Annotated in this window: 1 protein-coding gene; it reads right to left on the reverse strand. The window is 69.8% G+C overall.

Annotation, left to right across the window (positions count from 1 at the left end; translation table 11 throughout):
• Nucleotides 1-4,314: non-ribosomal peptide synthetase (locus ON43_RS30465; protein ID WP_040813125.1), on the reverse strand; the 4,314-nt coding region annotated here is incomplete at both ends.

Raw genomic sequence — 4,314 nt, forward strand, 5'->3', positions numbered from 1 at the left:
GCGATGGCGAGCACCGACTCCGGGCCGACTCCGCTGTCGGTCAGCAAGCGCGCCAGCTGATTCGAACGCTCATCGAGCTCCCGATAGGAGATCCGGCGATCGCCGTCCACGACCGCGTCGGCGTCCGGATTCGCGGAGACGGCGGCGGCCACCAGGACCGGGAGGGTGGTGCCCGCCGCGATGCCGGGAGTTCCTGTGCTGCCCCAGGTTTCGATGCCGTGCCGCTCGTCGGCGGACATGATGTCGATATCGCGGATCGGGACGGTGGGATCGGCGGCGATCGTCCGCAGCACCCGATCCAGTCGTTCGGTGAGGGTCGCGATTGTGGCCGGGTCGAAAAGGTCTGTGGCATAGCTCAGGTCGATCGGCATCGCGCCGTGCGCGTCCGGGGTTTCGGCCAGGGTGAGAGTGAGGTCGAAGCGTTCGACGCCGGTCTCCGCGCTGGACGGGCTGACCGCGAGGCCGGGCAGTTCGACCGCCGCCGGGTCGAGATTGTGGAAGGCGAGCATGACCTGGAACAGCGGGTGATGGGCCTGGCTGCGTGGCGGATCGAGGGCCTCCACGACCTGGTCGAAGGGAATCTCCGCGTGCGCGAACGCATCCAGATCGACGCCACGCACCTGGGCCAGCAGGTCGGCGAACGCGGCCGACTCGTCCACCCGGGTCCGCAGCACGACCGTATTGACGAACATGCCGACCAGGTCATCGAGCAAAGCCGAGCCGCGCCCGGAGACCGGCGTGCCGATCGCGATGTCGCTGGTGCCCGACAACTTCGCCAGGACCATCGTCAGGGCCGCGTGGAAGACCATGAACGTGGTGACGCCGTGCGAGGCGGCCAGCTCACGGAGGCCGGCGACAACGGCGGGCTCGACTGTAAATCGTTGGGCCGCACCATGATGCGAGGCCACAGCGGGACGCGGGCGGTCCGAGGGCAGCTCCAGGACCTCGGGGAGGTCGCGCAATTGTCCTGCCCAGTAGCCGACTTGGCGGGCGAGCAGTGAGTGCGGGTCGTCGGCGGCACCGAGCAGTTCGCGCTGCCAGAGCGCGTAATCCGCGTACTGCACCGGCAACGGCTGCCAATCCGGTTGCCGTCCCGCGCTCCTGGCCGCGTAGGCGGTCGCCAGGTCGCGTGCCAGTGGCGCCATCGAGAAGCCGTCGGCGGCGATGTGGTGGATGACCATCACGAGCGCGAAGTCATCGGTGCCCAGTGAGAGCAGGCGGGCCCGCAACGGAATACGTTCTGCCACATCGAATCCGGCCGACACGAGTGCGGACACGGCCTCCGGCAGGTCATCGACCGGCGACGGCCTCAGGTCCACATCGGCGACCGCCGCCAGATCCGCGACCGGAACCACCGCCTGATGGGCCACGCCCTCGACATCCGGGTAGCGGGTTCGCAGCACCTCGTGCCGCGCGAGCACATCCATGATCGCCGCCGACAAGGCCGCGACATCCAATGCGCCCGACAACCGCAGCACCAGTGGAATGGAGTAGGAGGCCGATTCCGGCGCGAACCGGTTGACGAACCACATGCGCTGCTGCGCGAAGGACAGCGGAACCCGATCCGGGCGCGTCCACGGCCGCAGGCGCGGTCCCTCGCCGCCATCGCGCCCGGCCGAGGCCAGCCGGGCCGCCAACTCGCCCACCCGCGAGGCCTCGAAGACATCCCGCACACCGATCGGCGAGCCCAGGGCATCGGCCAACCGCGCCGCCAGCCGGGTCGCCGACAGCGAATTGCCGCCCAGCGCAAAGAAATCGTCATCGACACCGACGCGGTCCACGCCGAGGATCTCGGCGACCACCGTCGCGACCGTCTCCTCCTCCGGTGTGGCGGGCGCCCGATAGGCGGCGCGGGCGATCACGGGTTCGGGCAGTGCGGCCTTGTCCAGCTTGCCGTTCACCGTCAGCGGCAGGGCATCCACCGCCATCACCGCGTCCGGGACCATGTAGCCCGGTACCCGCTGTCCCACCGCGCGCCGCACCGCCTCCGGATCGAGCGCGCGTCCCGGCGCGGCGACCACGTAGGCCACCAGTCGTGCACCGGTTTCCGCTTCGCGCACGAGGACGACGGCGTGCTCGATGCCCTCCTGTGCGCACAGCGCGGCCTCGATCTCGCCGAGTTCGAGGCGCTGTCCGCGCAGCTTGATCTGGAAGTCGGAGCGGCCGACGAACTCCAGGACACCGGTGCCGGAATCGGATTCGGCGGCGGTCCAGCGAACCAGGTCACCGGTCCGGTAGAGGCGCTCGCCGGGCGCACCGAACGGGTCGGCAACGAACCGTGAGGCGGTCAACCCCGCCCGGCCTCGATAGCCCCGTGCCACACCGGGACCCGACACGTACAGCTCACCGACCACACCCACCGGCACCGGACGCAGCCAGGCATCCAGCACCAGCGCGGACATTCCGCCGATGACCGAGCCCATGGTGACCGGGTCGCCCGCCCGCAAGCCGGCGGTGCCGGTGACCCAGATGGTCGCCTCGGCCGGGCCGTACAGGTTGTGCACCCGGCGGCGGCCCGCCGCATCGGTGCCCGCCCATCGCGAGATCAGGCCGGGCGGGCAGGCTTCACCGGCGACGGTCAGCACCGCCAGGTCGTCGAGGCCGCCGGGATCCATGGCCGCGGCGACGGTCGGGGTGAGTACGGCGTGGCTGACGCATTCGGCGCGCATGAGCGTCGAGAGTTCATGTCCGCCATAGACATCCGGCGGTGCCACCACCAGCGTCGCGGCGCCGGAGACCGCCAGCAGCAGCTCGAAGATCGCCGCGTCGAAGGTGCGGGACGCGACCGTCAGCACCCGGGAATCCGGGCCGACCTCGAAGCGCCGTCGCTGTGCGCCGCACACGCCCGACAGGCCCGCGTGGGTGACCTCGACGCCCTTGGGACGGCCCGTGGAGCCGGAGGTGTAGACGACGTAGGCGGTGCTGGACGGGTCGAGAACGGTCGGTAGCGGCATCGCCGGGGCACTGTCGGTCAGGTCGTCCAGAACCAGCCAGGACATGCCTTCTTCCGGCAGCGCGGCAATATGCTGCCCGGTGGTAATCCCCACGCGTACACCGGAATCCGAGCACATGAACCGGTTCCGGTCGATCGGATGCGCGGGATCCAACGACACGAACGCCGCCCCGGTCTTGGCGACAGCCCAGACGGCCAGCACCCATTCCAGGGAGCGCGGCACACCCACCGCCACCATGGACTCCGGGACCAAGCCATCGCGAATCAGACGGTGCGCCAGCCGATTCGAGCGTTCGTCGAGCTCCCGGTAGGTGACCCGCCGATCTCCATCGACCACCGCACAGCCGTCCGGATTCGCGGACACGGCCGCCGTCAGGAATTCGGGCAAGGTCATCGCATCGCCGGTCTCCGGATCGCTGCCCCGGCCCTTGACCAGCAATCGTTGCCTCTCCAGGCCCGACAGCGTCTCGATGTCGCGGACCAGCAGACCTGGATCGCCGATGATCGCTCGCAGCACCCCCTCCAGTCGCCGCGCGAAGTCCGCGACCGTCGCCGCGTCGAACACCTCGGGCTGGTACTGCAACCGGATCCGCAGCCCGTCCTGCACCGTGATGCTGCAGGTCAGCGGGTAGTGGGTGGAATCGGAGGCGGCCACCCCGGTGACGTTCAGGTCGGCCTCGCCCGTGAGCCGCCGAATGCCCTGGGCGTCAAGGGGATACGACTCCAGCACCATGACGGTGTCGAACAGGCTGTCGGTATCGGTGAGCGCGTGGATCTCCGACAGGCCGAAGTGGTGGTGTTCGAGCAGTGCCGTCTGCTCGTGCTGGATGCGTGCCCACAGCCGCGCGATGGTCTCGCGCGGTTCCAGCCGCACCCGGGCCGGGACGGTGTTGACGAACAGTCCGATGGTGCGCTCGGCGTCGGGCAGCTCACCGGGGCGGCCGGAGACGGTGCTGCCGAACACGACGTCGGTGCGGCCGGTGAACTGCGCCAGCAGGATTGCCCAGACGGATTGCAGGACGGTGTGGATGGTCACCCCGGCCGTGGCGGCGGCCGCCGCGAGCTCGCGGACGGTGTCCAGGTCAACGGCGAGCCATTCCTCGGCCACGACACCGGTTTCGGAGTTCGCGCCGGCGGCGAGCAGGGTGGGTTCGGCACTGTCCAATGCGGCGGACCAGGCTGCCGATGCGGCGTCCTGATCGCGGGTTGCCAGCCATGCCAGGAAGTCCCGGTACGAATCGGCCGCCACTCCGGTGTCCGGGTTCTCGGCGTAGCGCGTGAACAGGTCGGTGACCAGTAGCGGATAGGACCAGCCGTCGAGGATGACGTGGTGGTTGGTGAGGATCAGTGCCCAGTCGCGG

The organism is Nocardia concava NBRC 100430 (genome assembly GCF_000308815.1).
Classification (GTDB): domain Bacteria; phylum Actinomycetota; class Actinomycetes; order Mycobacteriales; family Mycobacteriaceae; genus Nocardia; species Nocardia concava.